The following is a 17,348-nucleotide window of genomic DNA, read 5'->3' as shown; positions in this document are numbered from 1 at the left end:
AGAGACTAGAGACTAGAGCTAGGCAACTATCTAATGATTGACGTAGCAAACAGAGAATGGAACAGACAATCGCTCAAACTCTTTGATCCATCGCCACTGGTTATCTTGCAATTTATCGCCGGGCCCTTTGACTTCAATCCAATGAAATTCATCGTCCTTGAACGCAATCAAATCCGGCATCCCAGTTCTAAATAGCTTTAGGTCACTCAATATCACTTTGAATAGCTCGACGATTAAGGCGTTCGGAATAGCCTCCATACTGTGCTCAATGAGTGCTTTAGGGAAATGATTCCAATGAACGAATGGATTTGCGATACCGTATTTCAGGTCGTAGATATCAAGCAATTGGTTTAGTCCTTGCTCGGATATGGTTTGAAACGCAGCCTGGATCTGTTCAACTCGTTTGTCTACGAAATTTGAATGGTACAGATCCAGAGGGCGATGTTGGTAGCGATTGATAAATGCGCCCTCAACGTCTGCGAAAATCACTTCCCAAAAGGCTAAGCCAAACAATCCACATAAAAAACTGTTCTCTGAAAAGTAGACTTCCCAACCTTGGTTTTCCAAGTGTTGCTTCACCACAAGTTCAACTCGCGTTTGGCTGAGGTCTAATTCCAGTTTTATCTCTTTGCAGTTCGGTTTTATAGTTCGTGAAACTTTGTGGCCCTGTTTCCGTAGTAGCCTGTCTTCAAGCTTAGCCGCGATCTCCAACTCTGATACATCTGATGGATTCGCTTTCATTTGCGTGACAATGTCACACATTAAGTTTAGCTCGTCTTGCTTGTCATAGATGCGTGCAAGTCGTTCTCTGCTTGGAGGAAGTACGGATTGTTTGAACCAAAAGACAGCTTGATCGTTTTGGTTGAGCCTTTCTAGATCGCGAGCGATATTATTGATCAAACGCGATCGTTTTCTGGCAATGTTTCTGTGCTCTGATTCTTCAGGAATCGAATTTAAAAGCAGCTCCAGAAACTCACTGTCTTTGCGGTCCCCTTCTGAATACAAGCGTTGAATATCACGTATCTGGAGCAGTTGATTGAGCTGTTCTCTAGAGGTGAAGAAACGACGCTGTTTACTTAATGGGTAGTTTTCGAAGGTGTTGAGTCCAAGATCGCTAAGAACGAATTGGCTTAGGTCTTGATAAGTATTGGCAAAGAACAGTAGCAGCAAGACATCAATAACTTCAGATTTGACAACGTAAATACAATCGAACGACAAGTTTTGAAACTTATTAAAAGGTTGGTGATCGAGCAAAGCCAAGAGTTCGTCTTTCTTCGCTATCTTATTGTTCATCAGAAATGGGAATGCGCTGAACAGCTCTGGTTTAGTCAGTAGATGCAATCCTAATTCGAGATCACTAATGACAAGATTATGTTGTTCGGTAGGGTGGCTTAACGCAATGAAGTTCGATGTGTTTAGCTCTTGTAGGGCGTTTTTCAGATCTGGAATTTCAGCATAGTCGAGCTTATCACTTCGAAACCAGCAGCCTTTGCGAGAAAGCAAACGAATCATTAGACACTGGCTTGAGACTGAAAGACGTTTGTATTCAGACAACCAACGGCATTCATCGTCACTCAGCAGGTCTGGATAGAGTGTTTGAGCGTGTTCAATCAGTCGATTGAAGTTGTCGAGATAATAAGTAGGGGAGAGCTGAGGAGTGGTTTCTATCGTCAATGGATTAGTCGCTTGATACAAAAAGAGCCTAACCCTAAGGTTAAGCTCTTTCTATTTTTAATCAATCGAGAACTGAATTAAGCGCTTGCTTGCTTAAGTTCAGTTGCTTTCGCTTCTGAGATTGGCTTAGTCACGATAGCTAGAACAATACACACGGCCATCATAGCAGCAGAGATTGTGTAAGCTAGGCCGTAACCTTCGCCATTCGTCATTGAGTAACCAACAACCGCAGCACCGATAGCACCACCGATACCCCATGCCGTGTAAAGCACGCCGTAGTTCGTACCGTAGTTTTTCAGGCCATAGAATTCCGCAGTTAGTGTTGGGAATACTGCTAGAAGTGTACCGTAACCAACAGCTGCGATAGCCGTACCAATGATTAGCGTGAATTCAGAGTTGAACGTAGCGAATAGAGCCATGTTCGCGCCTTGAAGGATGAACGCTAGAAGTAGAGTACGTACGCCACCGATTTTATCTGCAAGCATACCTGCAGCAACACGACCGCCTGAGTTGAATACAGCAAGGATAGACGCTAGGTAAACCGCGTTTGGTAGGTTCGCTTGAACGCTAGCAATCGTAGTGATGTTACCGATGATCATAAGACCAACAGAAGCAGCAAATGCGTACATGATCCATAGAGAGTAGAACTGAGGAGTCTTCAGCATTACTTTCCACGTTAGGTCTTCAGTCTTCTTAACCGCTTTAGGTGCTTGGCCTTCTTTTACTTTAGGCTCAGCTGGCGTGTAATCCGCTGGTGGGTTGTTGATCGTTGCCGCTAGAGGTACTGCGATTGCAAGTACACCAACACCAAGAATCATAAAGCTTGTTTGGATACCCATGCTATCGATTAGCGCAGAAGTTAGTGGTGCTAGATAAATAGCAGCAAGACCGAAGCCTGCAGCGATTAGACCGTTAACCATACCTTTCTTAGAAGAGTGGAACCATTTCATTGCTGATGGAGAAAGACATGCGTAACCGAAGCCGATACCAGCACCTGTCATCACGCCAAACGTTAGGTTTAGCATCATAGGAGTCGTAGCGAAACCAGAAGCAATCATACCTAGGCCAGTAAGCGCTGTACCAAGAATAAGGATCTTACGTGGACCCATACGGTCTTGTAGGATGCCTGCAACAAGAAGACAAACAGAGAATGTGATAGTTGCAATAGCGTAAGGTGAAGATGCTTCAGCAGCACTCCAACCAGCTTCAGTCACTAGCGCCTTGTTAAATACACTCCAAGCATACAGGATGCCAAGACAAAGGTTGATACAGAAGCCTGCTAGCAGGATACGTGATGCTTTATCAATCTTGCTCATTTTTATTCTCAGTTTTGTCGTTGGTCAGTGGTGAGCCACTTAACTAAAGACGGGTTATTGTGATTGTTTCTTCAAAATTAGTTTGCGTTTATCAACAGACAACGCAAAAGAGCGCGGATTATAACCAATAAAAATGTGATTGGAATCTCTTTTTCCATTTTTGGTAAATAAACTCAAAATTGTTAATGGCTTGTTTTTTGTTGGTTTGTAAGTTGTGTTCAATACCTTTCTATTTTGTTCTTTTTAGCGTGGCGGGCTTATTTTTTAAGGGATTCTTCGATACACATTTCAGATTGTCCACGTATCCCGTGCGGATATCACAGAGTTACGAATTATTTTAAATATTTTTCAAGGTTAATTTTGTGTAACAAAATAAATCGAAATGACGCTTTATTCATATGAGACAAGGGTTAACGGAGGTTTATTAAAAACAGTATGTTAAATGATTGTTAACTTGGATTTTTGTTAGCACTCTTGCTTACATTTTGTTCAACTTGAGGGGTTGTGTTGAACAAAAAAAATGGGAAAATAGTACGCAAACTGAGATTCCAAATTTGAAAGGATGCGTTTCCAACCTATGGTGAGGCGAGTATTATGAAACTGTTTTTAATTTTATTGATGTCAATTTCTGGTGGTGTAGCGGCAGCTGACCATATTCACTCTTTCCTATTCGGCTTCTATATTGCGGCGTTAGCAGTTGGTAGTTGTTACTGGCTGGCATTCCGTAGCACGCGTTTCCCACAGTTGGCATTAATGCTATTGATGTGTGGCTTTTTTGCAAAAATTGCAGTGACCGTTATCGGTGTTTCTTGGGGTATCTCAAACGATATCATTCAATCGCCGTTCATTTTCTCATTGTCATACCTTTTCTTCTTGGTCGTAGTGACTTACGTTTGGTTTGCATACCGCGATAAGTTGACGCTTAAAAAGCGCGCTAAGCAGGTAGAAGAGTCTCGCAAACAAGCCGCTGTATAATTCAGAATTCTAAAAAGGAGCCTTCTTCGGAAGGCTCTTTTTGATCTGGCCTCTCTTAACTCTATTATTTGGTTATGATTGCAGATAAAAGAAACCCCAGTATGGTGACATACTGGGGTTTCTTGTTATTTATCTATTATCTAGCCGCTATCATTTAGCAAAGACCGTTCTTAACGCGTGTTACTTCTTCATCAACTTCGCTAGATCGGCGAAAGGGTTGTGGGTCGCTGATTGGTGGTCGTCTAAACGAGCCTTGGCATCAACGCCATAACGGTCATGGTCTGTGTATTTTGAGTGTTCATGATCGTGACAGTAAAGGCATAATAGTTCCCAGTTACTTCCGTCTTCAGGGTTGTTTGTATGGTCGTGATCGACGTGGTGAACGGTCAGCTCTCTTAAGTTCGAGTAAACAAATTCACGCGCGCACTTACCACAAACCCATGGGTACAGTTTTAGTGCTTTTTCACGGTAGCCTTTCTCTTGACGAGCGTACGCTGCACTCGAGCCAGTGTAGTCAGAAGACATTGCCAAATCCTTATCAATTGTAATATCCCGATTTTATCACAGCTTTCTTTAACCTGTAGGCATGTCGTGACTAAATCATGTTTCGTACTAACCGTTATGTGGCTTAGGTTTGATTGGGCACTTATCTTTTACGTGTGCTATCTCATAAATCAGGTTATTTCTTTCTGGAATAAGCCATGCTTAACAGTTTGAAAAGAAATTGTATTTAGGGGTTTTAACCAAGGGAGCGTGACCTAATATCAGTTAAAGCTACCCTATATTAATAAGGAAATATCATGTCAGAACAATACACACCGCCAAAAGTTTGGGTTAACGATACTGATGGTGGTAACAAGTGGGCAAATATCAATAGTCCTGAATCTGGCGCTCGCTTTGATAAAGAGCTTCCTGTTGGTGACCATGCTTTTCAATTGTATTCTCTTGGTACACCTAACGGTCAAAAAGTCACTATCTTGCTGGAAGAGTTGTTAGCGGCAGGTGTTAAAGAAGCTGAATATGATGCGTATTTGATTAACATTGGTGAAGCTGAACAGTTCTCTTCTGGTTTTGTGAGGGTTAATCCAAATTCCAAAATACCGGCACTCGTTGATAAGTCTGGTGCTGAAGACGTGAATGTTTTCGAATCGGCATCTATCTTGATGCACTTAGCTGAAAAATTTGGTCACTTCTTACCAAAAGAAGGGGCAGCGAGAACACAAACCATTAACTGGTTATTCTGGGCGCAAGGCTCGGCACCATTCCTAGGTGGTGGTTTTGGTCACTTCTACGCTTACGCTGATGAAAAGCAAGAGTACCCAATTAACCGCTTTGCGATGGAAGCTAAGCGTCAGTTAGACGTGTTAGACAAACAACTCGCCAATAGCGATTTTGTGGCGGGAGAAGAGCTAAGCATCGCTGATATCGCAATTTGGCCTTGGTATGGCAACCTTGTACTAGGAAAAATTTACGATGCAGCTGAGTTCCTACAAGTTGAGTCTTACACCAACGTTGTGCGCTGGGCGAAGCAACTAGAAGCGCGCGAAGGTTTCCAACGTGGCCGCGTAGTTAACCGTTCATTTGGCGAAGAGTGGGAGCAAGTACCAGAGCGCCATTCCGCAGAAGATATCGACCGTGTTTTAAAGCTTAAGCCTTAGTTGCTTCAAAATTAACTCGCTGTACATAACTAGAGTTTGTTTTTGATTCCTTCGAATAACAGACTCTAGTTTTCTCATTTCAAATTGATCCTTCCGAAAGCAAGTTCACCTATTTAGATTTAGCTATTAAAGGCGGTTTAGGTATAAACTTGCGACATCATAATTCTAAAGGATGGTGCCATGTACCACGGTCATATCTATTTCCCTCTGCGCTTTGCAGAGCAGGCAGAAACACTGCGTCAGAAAATTCTATCGGAACGTAAAGATGTGTTAGAGACTTTCCCATTAATACAGCGTTTGGTTGGGCCACATAAAATGCCGATGTTTGAGATTCACTTTGCGAACAAAGAGTCGGGCATTGTTGAATGGCTTGAAAAAGAACGCGGTGACATGTCGGTGTTGATTCACCCAGTAACCGGCGGTGAAGAAACTCTAGACCATACAGTACGTGCGACTTGGCTTGGTCGCGAGCTTGGTGTATTCGAAGATACGCTGACTAGCTAATTCAATTCTGCGCCCGACAGTGAGTACCTAACAATCTAACTTAGTAACTTAGTAACTTAGTAACTTAGTAACTTAGTAACTTAGGTGCTGTCGGGTGTGTCAGCGCACAGCTCGTTTTGCTCATCGTCTTCTTGCCGAAATTCTAGCTTCTCCAGCTATTCCCCAGTAACAGCGATACCGCTACCGACACGCCTAATGCGATTAATATATTAGGTAAGTAAAGACCCCAAATCGCGACACAAACCGCCACGGTTACCACAGCCCACAATAGTGTTTCTAGAATCCAAGTGCCCATAACATTACTCCTAACTAGATTGTGCGATTAGCATAACCAAGCAAGGGTAAACTTTTGGTCACCATCAATTAAGCATCTACAGAATTACCTTAACGTTGAACTCATTGTTGTGAGTTTCATGAGTAAACTGCCAACCTTGGTTCTGACAAACGCGATCAATGAGCTCTAGGCCGATACCAAAAGAGGTTTGCTGTACTGAGTCGTTTGCTAGGTTTTCATCTTCCAAGCGGTTGATTACCTCAAACTGATGTTCTGTCAGTGTGATGCTGATATCTCCGCTGCCACCATGCTGAAATGCATTTCGGATTAAGTTGGTGAGCACAACCTCAGTTAATTCACGGGGCAGGGTATGTTCTTCTTGCTCAACCTTGGTTTGAATGTCCACTTCTTTGTTTTTTAAAAGATAACGTTGGCTTTCGATAATGTTATTGAGCAGGGGAGTCAGCTTGATTTGCTCATAGTTGGTTTCCATCTCGTTATTACGGCTCATCCATAGCAGAGTTGTCACTAAGGCTTTCATGTTGGTGGCTGAGCGTTGGATTCGTGCGACGGCTCGTTGGCCGCTGTTGGGAATACTTTCAGACAACCGCACCAGCATATCGCCACTGGCTGAAATAGTGGCAATCGGTGTTCTTAACTCGTGGCTAGCTGCTCTTAAGAAAAAGCTCTCACGCTCATTGGCCTGTCGTTCGCCTTGAACGCTTTTAACCAGTTGCGAAGCCAACTTATGGATCTCTTTATACCGAAACTGAGTCAGCCCTTCAGTGTCGTCCACATCCAGAGATTCAGACCATTTTGATAGCGTAATAATCGGTTTGGTGACTCGGTGTATCAAAAGGCGAATGATCAAAAACACCAAGAGTAAAAGGGCGCCGATGGCAATGAAGGCATTGTTAATTTGGTTCACGGAATCGGGTGGGTTGAGCTCGAACAGATTCAAGTAGATGGCTTCATCGTACTCAGAAATGATGTACAAGGCTTCGTCTTTACCAGAAACTTGATGTTTGGCGGCATAGAGGTATTGCCCTGATTTATTGTTAGGTGAAGGCTGGTAATGATCATAAATAGCGTCGTTATCAAACGCTTTCCAATCAAAGGCTTGTTGAAATTTAGCGGGCAGCTCCGAATAGGTTAGAAAGGCTTGGAATGTCGGGTTTTGATAGTCTGGTAATTGCCCTGTTTCGATGTAACGTTGTTCTGCGACTTCCAACTCATACAAGAATCCATACTTTGCCGATTCATTGAGGCCAATGTGATAGCTCTGAGACACCATCAAGCTATAGATGGCTGTGAGTAATACGACGATGCCAAACAGGTAGAGGTAGATATCACGCTTGATACTGACTCGATTCATGTTCGGGTGCTTCATGATGGCTCCTCATGCAAGACCACACCAATACCATGAACCGTGTGAATTAGCTTTGAGCCAAAGGGAGCATCAACCACTTGTCGAAGTTTAAACAAGTGCGCCTTCATACTATCCGAACTTGGCATTTCGTCTTCCCATGCTTCTTCAAGCTTGGCTTTACTCACCACGTTAGGGCTGTTTCGAACTAACATCACGAGCATTCGCCAACATACAGGGGAGAGCTTCAGTAGTTTACCGCCTCGAATAGCTTGGTGCTTATCCAAGTCCAATTTGAGATCGGCTACAGACAAAGTTGTCACCGTACCTTGAGCACGACGAACCAGCGCCATCAACCGTACTTTTAGCTCTTCCATCGCAAAAGGCTTCACTAGATAGTCATCCGAACCTACCTCGAATCCGGCGATTTTATCTTGTAGCGTGTCTCTCGCCGTCAGCATGAGAATCGGGGTGGTAACGCCTTGTTGTCGAAGAGATTGGCAGACATCGAGCCCGTCCATCTTGGGCATGTTGATGTCCGTTAAGATGATGTCATAACGCCCCTCTAGCGCAAGATTGAGACCCGCACTGCCATTGTAAGCAAAATCGAATTCGAACCCATCGAGTTCCATATAGTCTGCAATGGCTTCTGCTAAGTCGCTGTCGTCTTCAATCAACAGGGCGTTAATGCTCATAAGTGTCCTTACTTTGTTTCTCGTTCTCTTTTCCAAGCCCAGATAGGTGGTTGAATAAGAAGTTGTAATCGGTAGTTCCAATTTGGCGCGTGCCATAACTGTTGGCACAGTTTAACGTAGCCGTGGAAATATACCTTAAATGGGTTCACAGAGTTGATTCTAGGGAACACTCCGTATCTGACTTCTTCCTCTTCTTTAGCGAAGGTGCCGAACATCTTGTCCCAAATAATGAAGATGCCAGCATAGTTCTTATCAAGATACTGCTTGTTGGTTGCGTGATGCACTCGGTGGTGTGAAGGCGTATTAAATACCGCTTCAACTGGGCGAGGCAAGCGTTTAACGGTTTCAGTGTGCAGCAGTGTTTGAAACAGTTGAACAAAGGTTTCACACATCAGAACCACAAACGGATTAAAGCCGAGCAGAATTAACGGCAAGTGGAAGAAGAACGGGAAGAACCAATCCAAAGGCCCAAAGCGGTAAGCGACCGAGATATTAAAGTAAGGCGAGCTATGGTGAACTGAGTGCGTTCCCCATGCTAAACTGTTGCTGTGCAAGAATCGGTGCTCCCAGTAGTACGCGAGATCGGCCAAGATCAAGCAACCCAGAATTGTCCAACCGGATATCGGTAGCTGAGTTAGGCTGAAATTCTCGTAGGCGTAAACAAACGCGCCGACATAGGCTAACCCGACAAAGAAAACGGTAACCAACAAGAAGAACAGAGTGACTAAGTTAGTCGCGCTGTCTCCCAACATATTCCAGCTGAGTTTTTTCTTAAAGGCATAGCGGATAAGCTCAAAGATAAACAGAGCCAGAGCAAGCAGCAGAAAATTATCATCTACCCAAGTTTCGGTTAGGATGATGCTCGTTTCTGTGAATGTTTGAGAGAGAAAATTCCCAATGCTATCCATAGTGAAATCCATAACTAAATCCTTTACTGGTTGTTCTTATAATAGACGTATAACTCGCTAGAATCTGGCAACCCATGCTGATTGAGTTGGTGGTGCTCTATAACCATGTCCACTTCTTTTAATATCGCGATACCTTCCCAAGCTTGTGCTAATTCCTGTTCGGTATGTTCGCCTTTACCTAGTAGAAGCGTGCCTTTGACTTTGTTCGGGAGCTTAATTAAGAGCTTGTTTTTATTTAATTTTGATTGCTGAGTCGGGAAGCCAATCATGATTGTTGCTTCGCTGAAATCTAAGCTGATGTCTTGATAGACGACGATGACTTGCTGTTGCTGTGCGACCTCTTCGTCATCGGATTCGAGGTTCTGGTAGAAATCCACCCATAGGTTTGGCACGTCTTCTAAAGGAATTGTCTTACTCAAACCTTGCAGATAAGTCGTGTTTGCAGTGACTTGTGGTTTTACCTCTACGGGCTTAGTTGCTTCTGACTGAGCTATTACTGATTGAGTTACTGCCGTCTCAGCTGTTGATGCCTTTTTAATTGGCTGTGCTGTCGAATTAATTGGCTGCTCCGTCGAAGCATCCGCAACTGCTGGCTGAATATGTAATAGCCCCCAGACAACACCAGTAATACCGACTGTCGTGAGTAATGAAGCGAATAATTTCATGCTCTTTCCTTGTTGTTCATTTTTCTTATCAAGGACAGTAAAGGAGGCGAGGTAAACAAAAGGTAACCGTGGGGATTGTTTTGGTCAGAGGGTATAGGTGATTCATTAAAAAAGGCTCCTCAATTGAGGAGCCTTTTGCTTTACCAAGGAACAGTTTTAACAAGGGACTGTTTTATCAAGAGCCTCTGTTCGTCAGCCTTAACCGCTAAACAGAGTAGGGGGATTAAGCCTCTGCAGTCACTTTAGAATCGCTCATCTTTTTAAGAGCTGCGTAACCAAAACCTGTTACCGCTGTACCTGCTGCAATCGCCACTAGATACATAAGAACTGGAGAGATAGCGCCAGGAATTAACAGTACGAACAAGCCGCCGTGTGGAGCCATTAGTTGTGCACCAAACATCATTGATAGAGCGCCCGTTAGTGCGCCACCTGCCATACATGCTGGGATAACACGCATTGGGTCTTTCGCTGCGAATGGGATTGCACCTTCAGAGATGAAACATAGTCCAAGAACGAATGATGCTTTACCTGCTTCGCGCTCGCCTGCTTCAAACTTGTCTTTCACTAGGAAAGTTGCAAGGCCCATACCTAGAGCCGGAACCATACCTGCTGCCATGATTGCTGCCATTGGTGCGTAAGTTTGTGAAGCCAATAGACCAACACCGAACGTGTAAGCCGCTTTGTTTACTGGACCACCAAGGTCGAAACACATCATTGCGCCTAGAATCACACCCAGAAGAATCGCATTAGACGTTCCCATGTTGTTTAGGAAGTCTGTCATTGCGCTCATCACGCCTGAAACTGGACCTCCAACGATGTAAATCATGACCAAACCAGTGAACAAACTCGCGATAAACGGAATGATCAGAATCGGTTTGAGGGCTTCCATGGATTGTGGAAGTTGAACCTTGTCGGCAATGAATTTTGCTGCGTAACCCGCAATGAAACCCGCTGCGATACCACCTAGGAAACCTGCGCCTGTTGAGCTAGCCAACATACCGCCAATTAGACCTGGAGCCAGACCCGGACGGTCAGCAATAGAGAATGCAATGAAACCAGCAAGAACAGGAATCATCAGTGCGAATGCAGAACCACCACCGATAGTCATCAATGCCGCTGCTAATGTGCCTTCTTCTTTGAACGCTTCGATACCGAATACGAAAGACAGTGCGATGATCAAACCACCCGCAACAACCACAGGAAGCATGTGAGATACACCTGTCATTAGGTGCTTGTACACACCTTTCTTCTCATCAGCAGGCGCTGAATTTGAAGACGCTGTGTGCTGGTATGGCTTAGCTTCAGCGAATGCTTTTTCCATCTCTTGCTTTGTTTTCTTCAAAGCAGGACCTGTTGTGGTTTTGTATAGCGCTTTGCCGTTAAAACGATCAAGAGGAACGTCGATGTCGGCAGCGATGATAACAAGATCAGCGTCTGCGATTTCTTGGTCTGTCAGTTGGTTTTTCGCACCTACTGAGCCGCGAGTTTCCACTTTGATCTGGTGACCTAAGCGTTTGCCTTCTGCTTCAAGTGCTTCTGCTGCCATAAAGGTGTGTGCAACGCCAGTCGGGCAAGCGGTAATCGCTACGATCTTTTTGCTGCCTGTACTTGCTGTTGTAGAAGAGTTTGCTGAAGTACCGGTCACTTCAACAGTGCTTTCAACTTGAGATGCGTCTAGTACTGTTGCTTGGGCTACCGCTTTCTCTAGAAATGCTTTTGCATCTGCTGTGCATTCAGAGATAGCTGCTTGGTACACTTTTTTGCCAACAAAGCGCGCTTTATCAACGTTTGTGTTGGCAGCAATAACGACAACGTCGCTGCTGTCGATCGTGTCTTGTGATACTGGAGAGTTAGGTAATACGCTAGATTGACATTCAATAGCGGCGTTCCAACCCAGTGTTTTTGAAGCTTGCTCTAACAAGCCTGCTGCGATGATGCTGTTTGCTACGCCACTTGGGCAAGCTGTGATGATGGTAATATTCATAATAATCCCTTTGTCCTATTTACTTGTGTCTAACTGACTAGTTGGAGCACTAAGCGCCTGTAATTGGATATTTTGTCGTACTGAATCCAGCTCTTGTTGGCTGGTTACACCCACGCCTACCTGTGAAACTGCTAGAGCAGATAGGGCGGTTGCGAATTGAATAAGTTCTGTTTTTGGCATCTGTTGCATGTGGCCCCAACATAGGCCAGCAACTAAGGTGTCACCTGCACCTACCGTGCTTACTACTTGCATGCGCGGAGGTTGAGCGTGTAACCACTCACCTTGGTTAAGCCACATCACACCTTCAGCACCAAGTGACACAACGATGTTATCGATGCCTTTTTCACTTAGGGCTTGGCCTGCGTGTTGGCATTGGTCGCGTGTAGTTAGTTCGGCGTTGAATAACTGAGATAGCTCTTCATCGTTTGGCTTGATCAGCCATGGTTGTGCATCGAGTCCCGCTTTAAGTGCATCACGGCTGCTGTCGAACAACACTTTCTTGCCCATATCGTGAAGTTTCTGAATCCACGATGCGCATAACATAGGTGAAATGCCCTGAGGTAAGCTGCCTGCAATCACGAAATATTCGTGGTCTTCAGCTAACCCGAATAGAGTGCGCTCAAACTGCTCGATGGCAATCGGTGTTACCGCTACGCCAGGGAAGTTGATGTCGCTAACTTGACCACTTTCTTCTACTAACTTCACGTTGATGCGAGTTGCGCCGTCGACACGAATAAAGCGGTCAGTTGCGCCCATCTGTTCGAACAGTTGGCAGAACGGTTCTTCGTTATTGCGACCAAGGAAACCTGTTACGGTGACTTTAGCGCCAAGCTCTGAAAGTACTTTTGCTACGTTTACGCCTTTACCCGCTGCATGCAGTGAGCTTTTGTTCACCAAGCTAACCGAACCTACGTTTAGCACATCGATGCTACCTGTCAGATCTAGAGCAGGGTTTAGGGTTACGGTAACGGCTTTGATTTGTTTATCAGACATATCGATTCCTTAACCTTCGCCAAGGCCAGAAGCGATAGCTTTGCCAATAGACTCAAGTGCTTGAGCTGCATCTTCACCTTCAGCAACAAACTGAAGCTGATGGCCGTGTTTAACGCCAAGCGCGATTACTTTCATCAAGCTCTTCGCGTTCACTTCTTTTCCATCGCCATCTAGGTTTGATACGCGGATAGTTGATTCGAACTTCTTCGCTTCAGCGACTAGCATTGCGCCCGGACGAGCGTGTAGGCCGTGTGCATTTTTGATTTTGAATACCGCGCAGTTGTCATCGTCTTGAGAAGCTGTAGAAACCGCTTCACCTTTTAGAAGGCCGATCACTTGTGCTGCGTCAGCGGTTAACAGTTGTTGCTGCTTACCTTCGAAAACCATCTTGCTTAGGTTTGCCAGAATAGATTGGTGAGCGCTGTTACAAGCAGCAAATGCCACCAATGCTTTAACTGGTGTGCCTTCGTATTCGCAATCGTTGGCTGTTGAAACGAAAGATACGCCAGTGCGAGTTACGCCTTTATCGCTGCCCAACAACCACAAGCCTTGGCCTAGATGAGTCGGTGTTTTTGTTACTAAGTCAGCAACGAATGCATTGTCTGTGCAACCTGTGTTCTTAAGTAGGCCGCCCGCAACTGCCGACATTTGAATCATGTCGCTTGCAGGGAACAGCAGCTGAACTAAAGAAGCGTCTAGGTCTGCTTCTAGCTGAACTTCGCCATTAAGTAGGGCGATGATTTCGTCTTCTGATTTTGCTTGCTTTAATTTCTCTTCAACACCGTCTGCCGCTAGCACTTTGGTCAGTTGCTTAAGAATGCCTAAGTGCTCATCAGATTTAGCTGCAATACCAATCGCAACGTAAACACGGTTTCCGTCTGCCCAATCAATACCTTCAGGGAAGTGGTGTACCGCAACGCCTGTCTCTTTCACTAGGCCACGAGTGTCAGTAGTTCCATGAGGAATCGCGATACCGTTGCCAAGGAACGTAGAGTTCTGGTTTTCACGGTTCAGCATTCCTTCAACGTAGCCAGAGTCAACTAAGCCTTTGGCTGTTAGGTCGCCTGCAATATTTTGGATTGCTTGGAACTTATCATTGGCCGTTTGGCCTAGAGTGATGTCAGATTTTGATAATTTAAGCATGGTGCCTCTTTAGCGTATCGCTTGAGAATTTGTGTGTCGCTACGATTCCAACTAGAGCAAGAATTAGTGAACTTTACTCTTTGCTTTACTTTAGCTGAATCGGTTCAGCATTCAGTGTAAAAAAATTCAGCAAAGCCAATTTCGATTTTCAAAATAGTTTTGCTGCGTGTCGTTAATTCGGTCTGATTCGTGGATAACGAAAAGCTAAATAACGAAAGCTTATTAACAACAAATGACGCTCAATTCATTCAAAAGGATGATTTAAGTCACTTTTCAGATTTTGCTGAATCCTTTCAGCTTTTATACTGAATCGATTCAGCATATAATTCAACTAATCCAGGGATCAGATCATTCGTTATATGATCCTACGCACAAAATACAGGTCACTCATATGACACTTGATGAAATCGCTAAGTTGGCTGGAGTATCGAAAACCACAGCCAGTTATGTCATCAACGGCAAGGCGCAGAAATACAGAATCAGTGAAAAGACTCAACAGAAAGTCATGGCGGTTGTAGAAGAGTATAATTACCGTCCAGACCACGCCGCTTCGTCGTTGCGAGCTGGTAATAGCCGTTCATTTGGTTTGATTATTCCGGATCTGGAAAACAGCAGTTACGCGCGTTTGGCAAAATTGATAGAGCAGAATTCACGCAAAGTGGGCTACCAGATATTGATTGGTTGTTCTGATGATGATGCTGAAACAGAACGAAAAGTGGCTGAAGCTTTGGTAAGTCGTCGTATTGATGCCTTGCTGGTTGCGAGCTCAATGCCAGACGCCAACGAGTTCTACTTAAAGTTGCAAAACTCAGGCACGCCTGTGATCGCAATTGACCGTCCTTTAGATGATGAGCACTTTGCTTGCGTACTCAGTGAAGATTTCGAAGCTGCGTTTGAATTGACGCACTCGATTCTCGATGACAACATTCATAGTGTTGGTTTGATAGGTGCACTTCCTGATCTAAATATCTCACGCGAACGTCACCTAGGTTTTGAAGCGGCGAATAAAGCACATACTCAACAAACAGGGCTAGCAGAAAACAAGTCGATGGTTGTGGGTTATGGTGAGCACTTTGATAGGGAATCTGGACGCGAGGTTTTTGAAGAGTGGATTGCAAAAGGCACGGTTCCTGATGCGATTGTGACTATGTCTTACACCTTGTTAGAGGGTGTGTTGGATGTGATGGTTGAAAAGCCAGAGCTGATTAATCAAGTAAAACTGGCAACCTTTGGTGATAACCGACTGCTCGACTTCTTGCCTTTTAAAGTCCATTCACTGCCACAGCAATTCGAAGTTATTGCTGATAGTGCTTTTGCTTTGGCGCTGAATGCATCTGCTAAGCGTTACCAAGCTGGTATCGAGCTTGTGCCAAGAAGCTTAGTGAAACGAGGCTAATTCCAGTTAGTTTACACAAGCTAGGTTAGACTTGGACACTTAGCTCGAACTTGGATTTAACTCGAACCTGTAATTAACTCGAGCTTGGACACTTAACTTGAATTAAGTAATAAGCCCAACTCTACAATGGCAACAATGCCGAGCAACAAAGCCAACACCTTCCAAAACTGGATTGGGTTTCGGTTTATCAAAGGTTGCTTGGCTTTGCTTTTCACCAAGCTTTGGTTTGGTGTGTAAAGGTCTGCCACAAAATCCCCCAACACTTGATGGCGCTCGCTTGGTGATTCCGCGCAGGCTTTTTGTAACACCAAATCCACCCAGCTTGGTAAGTCAGTTCGTTTTTGAGTGATGGGTTGGTATTCCCACTGATGATGACGAGATTGCTTAAGTGATTGTGCGGTCATTTCAGAGTAGGGCAATTCACAGGTTAGCATCTCATAGCCGATCACAGCGATAGAGAACAAATCTGAGGTGGTTGTCGCGGTGCTATGTTTGATGGTCTCTGGCGCAATGTAATTGACCGCACCTAATGGAGTGTCGTCTTTGTCTGCGAGCTCTCCTTCTTCAAGTCCTCTCACTAATACAGCGCCGAGATCGATGATTTTTATCTCACCATCACGTTGAAGCATGATGTTCTCGGGCTTTAAATCTCGGTGCACCATGTCTGCGCGTTGTAATACTCGAATGCCTTGCGTGATCTTTTCTAATATTTCGCGCACTTCATTGAGTGACGGTTTTGGATTGTCGTACATCCATTGTCTTAGCGTGATGCCTTCTACCCATTCGCAGATTTGATATAAGAATTGCGAGTTCTCTGCCGTCGGGTAGACCTTCATTACTTTCTTATTGTTTAGCAAGATGCCCGCCCATTGTTCATTAAAGAAAGCTCTCAGTTGTGAAGGGCTATCATGATATTGGACGGAAGGGACTTTCAGCACGAACTCGGTTTGTGTCTCTTTCTGCATCACACGATACACATGGCTTCTAGAGCCTGCATACAACACCTCAAGCACCATAAAGTTGTCGATACTTTGCCCGAGCTTTAACGCGGGTGGGATGGCACGTTTAGCCAGCTTTTCATGGAACTCAATGAGCGAAGGTTTAGGTAGATGGCTGACTTGCACAATCAAGCAGCTGACGTTGTCTGAGCTATTGTGGCTTAAAGCGGTGTTACAGATGCTTTGCGCTGCGTACTCGAAATCCGCTCCGGGTTTGTCGATGTGTTCCTTGAAGGTGTTGGGAGAGACAAACTCATGCACGCCATCAGATGTCAGGATAAAGCAGTCGTTTTTCTTGATAGGCAAGGTTTGATAGTCAACGTTGAGTTGGTTGTCCATGCCTAAGGCGCGTGTTAAGTAATGCTTCTGCCCCATATTTTTACGGGTGTGGTCGCGGGTCAGTTGGCGTAATTCTCCATCTCTTAGTAAGTAAATGCGACTGTCACCAACGTGGAATATATGTGCGGTGTTCGATTTGAGTATCACGCTGCTAAAGGTGGAAACGAGCGCATTATGGTTCACTTGTTGTGCGGGATGAATATTAGAAACAGACGTGTTGAACAGCCAAGAGTTGAGCGAGGTTAAGACCTTTTGCGCTGAACGCTGAATGCTCCAGCTATTGGGTGTGGCGTAGTAGTCGTCGATAAACTGCATCACGCTGGTGTTACTGGCTTTTTGGCCGTGTTCACTGCAACTCGCGCCGTCTGCTATGCAGGCGACACTGCCTTTCAACTCTTGCTCAGCACGAGTCTTCGGGTGTTTTACAATGATGGCGTCTTGGTTTTCATCACGTATGCCT

At 44.7% G+C, this 17,348-nt stretch carries 16 protein-coding genes; 4 read left to right on the top strand and 12 right to left on the bottom strand.

Annotated features, from left to right (window positions below):
• Window positions 1-30 precede the first annotated feature (30 nt).
• Together AB4232_RS16310 and AB4232_RS16305 are read right to left on the bottom strand one after the other, a co-directional pair.
• Window positions 31-1,695, bottom strand: a complete 1,665-nt coding sequence (locus tag AB4232_RS16310; RefSeq protein WP_372087533.1) for a VRR-NUC domain-containing protein — start codon at window positions 1,693-1,695, stop codon at window positions 31-33.
• Window positions 1,696-1,751: 56 nt separating this feature from the next.
• Window positions 1,752-2,990 carry an OFA family MFS transporter gene (locus tag AB4232_RS16305; protein WP_009844864.1) on the bottom strand — a complete coding sequence of 413 codons (1,239 nt, stop codon included), beginning with the start codon at window positions 2,988-2,990 and terminating at the stop codon, window positions 1,752-1,754.
• A gap of 594 nt (window positions 2,991-3,584) precedes the next feature.
• Here AB4232_RS16305 and AB4232_RS16300 point away from each other — a divergent pair.
• Window positions 3,585-3,965 (top strand): hypothetical protein, encoded by a 381-nt coding sequence (locus AB4232_RS16300; RefSeq protein WP_012600906.1) that lies wholly within the window; start codon window positions 3,585-3,587, stop codon window positions 3,963-3,965.
• A 180-nt stretch (window positions 3,966-4,145) separates the two neighbouring features.
• On the opposite strand, the gene AB4232_RS16295 is transcribed toward AB4232_RS16300, so the two are convergent.
• Window positions 4,146-4,490 (bottom strand): YajD family HNH nuclease, encoded by a 345-nt coding sequence (locus AB4232_RS16295; RefSeq protein ID WP_004730279.1) that lies wholly within the window; start codon window positions 4,488-4,490, stop codon window positions 4,146-4,148.
• Window positions 4,491-4,765: 275 nt separating this feature from the next.
• Here AB4232_RS16295 and yghU point away from each other — a divergent pair, with 275 nt between their 5' ends.
• Window positions 4,766-5,623 (top strand): glutathione-dependent disulfide-bond oxidoreductase, encoded by an 858-nt coding sequence (gene yghU, locus AB4232_RS16290; RefSeq protein WP_372087531.1) that lies wholly within the window; start codon window positions 4,766-4,768, stop codon window positions 5,621-5,623.
• 180 nt (window positions 5,624-5,803) lie between these two features.
• The gene (locus AB4232_RS16285; RefSeq protein WP_017103393.1) at window positions 5,804-6,127 is read left to right on the top strand and encodes a DOPA 4,5-dioxygenase family protein; all 324 of its coding nucleotides are present in this window, start codon (window positions 5,804-5,806) and stop codon (window positions 6,125-6,127) included.
• A gap of 142 nt (window positions 6,128-6,269) precedes the next feature.
• On the opposite strand, the gene AB4232_RS16280 is transcribed toward AB4232_RS16285, so the two are convergent.
• From AB4232_RS16280 to fruB, 8 genes are all read right to left on the bottom strand, one after another.
• Entirely contained in the window at window positions 6,270-6,422 is a 153-nt protein-coding gene (locus AB4232_RS16280) for a hypothetical protein (RefSeq protein ID WP_009844874.1), read from the bottom strand.
• A gap of 76 nt (window positions 6,423-6,498) precedes the next feature.
• Window positions 6,499-7,791, bottom strand: coding sequence for a sensor histidine kinase (locus AB4232_RS16275; protein ID WP_372087529.1), 1,293 nt, complete (start codon window positions 7,789-7,791; stop codon window positions 6,499-6,501).
• Entirely contained in the window at window positions 7,788-8,462 is a 675-nt protein-coding gene (locus AB4232_RS16270; RefSeq protein WP_372087528.1) for a response regulator transcription factor, read from the bottom strand. The genes AB4232_RS16275 and AB4232_RS16270 overlap by 4 nt, the downstream gene beginning before the upstream one ends.
• Before the next feature lie 8 nt (window positions 8,463-8,470).
• The gene (locus AB4232_RS16265; protein WP_372087527.1) at window positions 8,471-9,382 is read right to left on the bottom strand and encodes a sterol desaturase family protein; all 912 of its coding nucleotides are present in this window, start codon (window positions 9,380-9,382) and stop codon (window positions 8,471-8,473) included.
• Window positions 9,383-9,393: 11 nt separating this feature from the next.
• A complete protein-coding gene (locus AB4232_RS16260) occupies window positions 9,394-10,035 on the bottom strand; it encodes a hypothetical protein (protein WP_372087526.1) in 642 nt (213 codons plus the stop codon).
• A gap of 223 nt (window positions 10,036-10,258) precedes the next feature.
• Window positions 10,259-12,019, bottom strand: coding sequence for a PTS fructose transporter subunit IIBC (gene fruA, locus AB4232_RS16255; protein WP_269335091.1), 1,761 nt, complete (start codon window positions 12,017-12,019; stop codon window positions 10,259-10,261).
• Window positions 12,020-12,034: 15 nt separating this feature from the next.
• Window positions 12,035-13,012, bottom strand: coding sequence for a 1-phosphofructokinase (gene pfkB / locus AB4232_RS16250; RefSeq protein ID WP_269335092.1), 978 nt, complete (start codon window positions 13,010-13,012; stop codon window positions 12,035-12,037).
• Window positions 13,013-13,021: 9 nt separating this feature from the next.
• On the bottom strand, window positions 13,022-14,155 hold the full coding sequence (gene fruB / locus AB4232_RS16245) for a fused PTS fructose transporter subunit IIA/HPr protein (RefSeq protein WP_372087525.1): 1,134 nt from the start codon (window positions 14,153-14,155) through the stop codon (window positions 13,022-13,024).
• Between the two features lie 391 nt (window positions 14,156-14,546).
• Here fruB and cra point away from each other — a divergent pair, with 391 nt between their 5' ends.
• On the top strand, window positions 14,547-15,551 hold the full coding sequence (gene cra, locus AB4232_RS16240; RefSeq protein WP_372087524.1) for a catabolite repressor/activator: 1,005 nt from the start codon (window positions 14,547-14,549) through the stop codon (window positions 15,549-15,551).
• A gap of 92 nt (window positions 15,552-15,643) precedes the next feature.
• Here cra and AB4232_RS16235 read toward each other — a convergent pair.
• The coding region (locus AB4232_RS16235) for a protein kinase domain-containing protein (RefSeq protein ID WP_372087523.1) at window positions 15,644-17,348 on the bottom strand (1,705 nt) is incomplete at its 5' end.

Source organism: Vibrio sp. 10N.286.46.A8, from assembly GCF_041470165.1.
Classification (GTDB): Bacteria; Pseudomonadota; Gammaproteobacteria; order Enterobacterales; family Vibrionaceae; genus Vibrio; species Vibrio tasmaniensis_A.
The sequence above is the reverse complement of the archived record's forward strand: the minus strand, read 5'-3'. Positions and strand labels throughout refer to the sequence as shown.

Excerpts from the sequence above, each read along its gene's own strand:
- AB4232_RS16305 (WP_009844864.1), bottom strand. The coding sequence starts at position 2,990 with ATGAGCAAGATTGATAAAGCATCACGTATCCTGCTAGCAGGCTTCTGT.
- AB4232_RS16300 (WP_012600906.1), top strand. The coding sequence starts at position 3,585 with ATGAAACTGTTTTTAATTTTATTGATGTCAATTTCTGGTGGTGTAGCG.
- AB4232_RS16295 (WP_004730279.1), bottom strand. The coding sequence starts at position 4,490 with ATGTCTTCTGACTACACTGGCTCGAGTGCAGCGTACGCTCGTCAAGAG.
- yghU (WP_372087531.1), top strand. The coding sequence starts at position 4,766 with ATGTCAGAACAATACACACCGCCAAAAGTTTGGGTTAACGATACTGAT.
- AB4232_RS16285 (WP_017103393.1), top strand. The coding sequence starts at position 5,804 with ATGTACCACGGTCATATCTATTTCCCTCTGCGCTTTGCAGAGCAGGCA.
- AB4232_RS16280 (WP_009844874.1), bottom strand. The coding sequence starts at position 6,422 with ATGGGCACTTGGATTCTAGAAACACTATTGTGGGCTGTGGTAACCGTG.
- AB4232_RS16275 (WP_372087529.1), bottom strand. The coding sequence starts at position 7,791 with ATGAAGCACCCGAACATGAATCGAGTCAGTATCAAGCGTGATATCTAC.
- AB4232_RS16270 (WP_372087528.1), bottom strand. The coding sequence starts at position 8,462 with ATGAGCATTAACGCCCTGTTGATTGAAGACGACAGCGACTTAGCAGAA.
- AB4232_RS16265 (WP_372087527.1), bottom strand. The coding sequence starts at position 9,382 with ATGGATTTCACTATGGATAGCATTGGGAATTTTCTCTCTCAAACATTC.
- AB4232_RS16260 (WP_372087526.1), bottom strand. The coding sequence starts at position 10,035 with ATGAAATTATTCGCTTCATTACTCACGACAGTCGGTATTACTGGTGTT.
- fruA (WP_269335091.1), bottom strand. The coding sequence starts at position 12,019 with ATGAATATTACCATCATCACAGCTTGCCCAAGTGGCGTAGCAAACAGC.
- pfkB (WP_269335092.1), bottom strand. The coding sequence starts at position 13,012 with ATGTCTGATAAACAAATCAAAGCCGTTACCGTAACCCTAAACCCTGCT.
- fruB (WP_372087525.1), bottom strand. The coding sequence starts at position 14,155 with ATGCTTAAATTATCAAAATCTGACATCACTCTAGGCCAAACGGCCAAT.
- cra (WP_372087524.1), top strand. The coding sequence starts at position 14,547 with ATGACACTTGATGAAATCGCTAAGTTGGCTGGAGTATCGAAAACCACA.